The 4,549-nt window shown below is 67.7% G+C and carries 6 protein-coding genes and 1 riboswitch; all 6 genes read right to left on the bottom strand.

Going from position 1 to position 4,549, the window contains the following annotated elements; all coding sequences use genetic code 11:
* Positions 1 to 193: fluoride efflux transporter FluC (locus tag AC3A3W_RS10250; protein WP_487442478.1), on the bottom strand; the 193-nt coding region annotated here is incomplete at its 3' end.
* On the bottom strand, positions 190 to 639 hold the full coding sequence (locus AC3A3W_RS10245) for a fluoride efflux transporter FluC (RefSeq protein ID WP_487442476.1): 450 nt from the start codon (positions 637 to 639) through the stop codon (positions 190 to 192). The genes AC3A3W_RS10245 and AC3A3W_RS10250, both read right to left, overlap by 4 nt.
* A gap of 46 nt (positions 640 to 685) precedes the next feature.
* Positions 686 to 1,408, bottom strand: coding sequence for a metal-dependent transcriptional regulator (locus AC3A3W_RS10240; RefSeq protein ID WP_487442474.1), 723 nt, complete (start codon positions 1,406 to 1,408; stop codon positions 686 to 688).
* Between the two features lie 31 nt (positions 1,409 to 1,439).
* Entirely contained in the window at positions 1,440 to 2,198 is a 759-nt protein-coding gene (locus AC3A3W_RS10235) for a class I SAM-dependent methyltransferase (protein WP_487442473.1), read from the bottom strand.
* Between the two features lie 112 nt (positions 2,199 to 2,310).
* On the bottom strand, positions 2,311 to 3,720 hold the full coding sequence (locus AC3A3W_RS10230) for an aminotransferase class V-fold PLP-dependent enzyme (protein ID WP_487442471.1): 1,410 nt from the start codon (positions 3,718 to 3,720) through the stop codon (positions 2,311 to 2,313).
* A gap of 34 nt (positions 3,721 to 3,754) precedes the next feature.
* Positions 3,755 to 3,868, bottom strand: a riboswitch (SAM riboswitch).
* A 168-nt stretch (positions 3,869 to 4,036) separates the two neighbouring features.
* A partial coding sequence (locus AC3A3W_RS10225) for an inositol monophosphatase family protein (RefSeq protein WP_487442469.1) occupies positions 4,037 to 4,549 on the bottom strand: 513 nt, incomplete at its 5' end.

Raw genomic sequence — 4,549 nt, 5'->3', positions numbered from 1 at the left:
CGAGCCTGCTGCTCAGGCCAAGGGAGACCCCGATGACGAAACACCCCGTGATATTCACCAGCAACGTGGCCCACGGCCAGTGGCGGCGGGACGACGGCCGGCCCGCCAGCCAGCCGTCGATGGAAAACCGTATGAGGGCCCCTGCAGTGCCGAAGAGCCCCACCAGCAGCGGTGCCGCGAGTGCCGCCGTCACGGACGGCCAGCCCTTCCGGCGAAGGCCTTGCCGGACCTCCAGCCAGCCGCGGCGGCGCCAAGTCCCAGCAGGACGGAGAGCACAAGATAGGCCAGCCATACGGCATGTAGCCCGCCACGTGCCAGTTGGTCCACCGAGGCGACGAGCGCCGAGAAGGTGGTGAAGGATCCGAGCAGTCCCGGCCCGATGCCGGCACGGACCCAGAAGGCAGTACGCGGCCGGGCAATCCATAGGGTGGTGAGCAGGCCAAGGACGAAGCTCCCGGCGACATTGATTGCAAGGGTGGTCCACGGCACGGCGCCGGCCTGCTCAGGAAACAGCACCCCGAGCCCGTAGCGCAGTTCGGTACCCACCAGTCCTCCCGCAGCGACGGCTGACCAGACCCTCCAGCCGTGGCGTCCGGTGGCCGCCGCCGCGCGTTGGTTCGCTGCGGCCGGGGTCATCATGCGGAGGCGTCCGCCGCCACCGGAAGTCCGGCTGGGCCGGGCCCGCTCACAGGGCGCCGGCCATCTGGCACCCCGGGTGCACCGTATCGCTGTGCACCCACAGTGCGGAGGCGACTTCATCTGCCAGGTCAACCTCGCGGATTGTCCCGTGCCCGGGAGGACCGATGCGCACCACGAGCGCGCCGCCGAAAGGCCTGCGGCCCCTGACTTCCACGTCGGCGTCGAGGTTGATCTCTTCCGAGGCGAGGTAGCGCAGCAGTTCGGGATTCTCGTCGCTGATCCGGGTAATCCGGCCCGTGTGACCCTCGTCGAGCTCACTCATTCGGTGTGCAAGCGGCATGTGCACGGTGCCGTCCGCGGCGGGGATCGGATCACCGTGGGGATCCCGTGTCGGGTTGCCGAGCTTGGCGGCCATCCGCTCGATGAAGGTATCGGAGACCGCGTGCTCGAGGAGTTCGGCTTCGTCGTGCACTTCATCCCAGCTGTAGCCGAGGTCCTGCACGAGGTAGGTCTCGATGAGCCGGTGCCGCCGGACCATGGAAAGGGCGAGGCGCACTCCCTCCGCGGTCAGCGTGATGGCACTGTACGGCTTGTGCAGGACCAGACCCTGGTCCTTGAGTTTGCGCACCATCTCCGAGACCGATGAATTCGCCACGCCGAGGCGCTGTGCCAGCTGCGTCGACGTAATGGGTTTGTCCTGCCACTCCGTGAAAGAGTAGATGACCTTGACGTAGTCCTCGATCGAGGAGGATGGCGTGCTGGTCTTCACGGGTCCAAGCCTACCCGCTGCACGGTCGACATCATGCCTTGACGGCCCGCCACGTCTGGGTGAGATACGGAAGCTGCAGCTGCTCGCCTTCGGCATGCCCCAGATGTTCGTGGAGGTACCAGTCAAGGTTTGCGGTGACCTTGGACCGGGTGGCCGCGTTGGCTGCGAGGTAGTAGCTGCGCGACTTCGCCAGCTCGACGACGTCGGCCGTGGTGACCGGGTCCTCCCAGCGCGTGAGGTGGCTTTCCAATCCGGCGAATTCGGGACCCAGCGGAGGCCGGAAGTGCGGCTTGTGGACGTCACCGGCGTGCATGATGCGCGACAGCCTGTGCACCCAGGGCACAGACGTGTCCAGCTGGTTCCAGATCAGGCCAAGCACACCGCCCGGCCGCAGGATCCTGGCGATCTCGATGCTGGCCCGCTGGGGGTCGCACCAGTGCCATGCCTGCGCCACGGTGACTACGTCGAACGCCGAGCCGGGAAGCCCCGTGTGCTCCGCGGTTCCCACCAGCGCCTCCACCGAGGGGTAGGCGCTGCGGAGCTGCTCCAGCATGTCTGGGGAGGGGTCCACCGCGCTGACGTGCAGGCCGCGTGCCACGAGCAGTGCAGTGTACTTGCCGGTGCCGGCCCCGATGTCGGCCGCCGTCGTGGCGCCGGCCGGGATGAGCCAGTCCGCGGACTCAGCCGGGTAGCCGGGCCGAACACGGTGGTAGTGCTCGCCGCCGTCCTGGAAGCTTTGGCCGAGCTCCTGCCGCCGACCGTGGTCGAGTTTGGGGCCACCGCGAGCCACGCGCCGTCTCCTTAGGGCAGGGTGAAAATTGACCCTTCGAATTTACCGCAAACCCAAGGGCACCGCATGCCGGTGCAGCTCAGCACAGGGTTCAGCTCAGTCCAGGTGCAGCTCAGTCCAAAATGCAGGGCGCAGCGCCTGCGGTGCCGGGGGTGTTCGGTGCCCAACTCGGGTAGACGCGGGCGTCGTTGGACGGAACCCAGCGCCCGGAATCCACCACGTAGTCCCAGCCGAGGCCGCTGCGGCGCAGCTCTTCGATTCCGGCGAGGAGCCGCTGGGCGTCCTCCAGCCGTGACCCGAGGCCGAAGCTGGCACGGAGCGAGCCCGAGGGCAGGCCCAGGCGCTTGAGGAGCGGGTGGGCGCAGAAGCGGCCGTCGCGCAGCCCGACGCCGTGTTCGGCAGACAAGTAGGCAGCCACGAGACCGGCGTCGTAGCCCTCCACTGAAAAGTTGACCACGCCGATGGTGTCGGTGTCCGGGTCCGTGTCCGAGAAGATCTGGTGGACCGTGACGCCGTCGATCTTCTGCAGGCCCTCGACGAGGAAGGACCGGATGGCGGCCTCGTGGCTGTGCCATTGCTCCTGGTCCAGGGCGGCGATCACCTGGGTTGCCCGGGCGAGGGTAGCTGCGCCCAGGACGTTGGGCGAGCCGCCTTCATGCCGCGCCGGGCCGGTGGTCCAGCTGACGCCGTCGAGCCGGGCTTCACTGACGGCGCCGCCGCCAGCAAGGTGCGGTGTTCCGGCGTCGAGCCAGTCGGCGCGCCCCACCAGGACGCCGGAGCCGAAAGGCGCGTACAGCTTGTGGCCCGAGAAGGCGAGGTAGTCGACGTCGTCCGCGGCAATGTCGATGCGGCGGTGCGGCGCGAGCTGTGCAGCGTCCACGACGATCCGGGCGCCGAATTCGTGGGCCAGTCCGGCAAGGCGGCGGATCGGCAGGATTTCGCCGGTGACGTTGGAGGCGCCGGTGACGGCAAGGAGGCTGACGTCGCCGTGCTCGAGTTCAGCCCGGAGGCTGTCGATGGTGGCCTCGAGGGTGCCGGACGCCACCACGCTGCGGTGGGGGACGCCCTGCCACGGCAGCAGATTGGCGTGGTGCTCGATGTCCAGGTAGAGGACTTCCCCGGTGTGGTTGTGGTCCACCACGGGAAGGCAGCCCGCCAGCAGGTTCAGTGAGTCCGTGGTGTTCCGCGTGAAGATTACGGAGTCGTCCGGGCGGCCGCCAACAAAGTCGCGGACGATGTTCCGGGCGTTTTCGTAGACAGACGTGCTGATCTGCGAGGCGTAGCCGGCGCCGCGGTGCACGCTGGCGTAGAACGGCAGGATCTCGTTGAGGTAGGCCGAGACGACGGACAGCGCCGGCGCAGACGCCCCGTAGTCCAGGTTGGCGTAGCGCACGTGGCCGCCCTGGATGAGCGGGGCCTGGATCTCAGCGCCGGTCACTGCCGCCAGCGGCCGTCCGGCAGCGGCAAACCGATCGTCGAGCAGGCCGGTGCCGGTGTTGGAGGAGAAGGTTGCAGTTGTCATGGGACCTCGCTGTGAAAGGACCCCTTGTGACGGGGATCCGCGCTTGCCGGGTCCGTTCCGGACCGGCCTGGTCGTCACCCGGGGCACCCCACCGCGAATGGAGGGTTGCCGGCCAGCAAACCGGGGTTTCACGCTGGCACTCGTGACCTGTAAAGAGCCTAGAACACCGGCTCGCGGATGAAAAAGGCGCGCGCAATTATTAAGCCGTTTGTTACAGCCGCGCGAAATTTGGGCCTCTGGCCGAACATACGACGTCGGACTCCTGCCTGGGGCGGAGTCCGACGTCGAATATTTCCCGAAAGCCTGCCGGGCCGAACTACAGCAGATCGTCCAACTGCGGGTTGAGGCGCTTGAGGACCTCGGAATGAAGGATGGAGTTGGTGGCCAGGGCGTTGCCGCCGAAGGGACCGTCCGTTCCCTCCAGTGAGGTGAAGCGGCCGCCGGCCTCCGTGACGATGGGCACCAGCGCAGCCATGTCGTAGAGGTTCAGTTCCGGTTCGCAGGCAATGTCCACGCAGCCTTCGGCCACCATGCAGTAGGACCAGAAGTCCCCGAAGGCGCGTGTGCGCCAGACGTCCTCGGTGAGGGCCAGGAATTCATCCAGGTTTCCCCGGTCCTTCCAACCGCCGAGGCTCGAGTAGGACAGCGATGCGTCCGAGAGCTTGGAGACGTTGGAGACTTTGAGCCGGGTGGCTGCGGCAAGCGAGCGGCCCATGTAGGCGCCGGCGCCCTTGGCCGCCCACCAGCGCTTGCCGAGTGCCGGTGCGCTCACCACGCCCACCACGGGTACACCTTCGTCGACCAGGGCTATCAGCGTGGCCCAGACCGG

This window comes from Arthrobacter sp. Soil_N43, from assembly GCF_057655195.1.
This window is presented reverse-complemented; position numbering and strand designations above follow the sequence as displayed.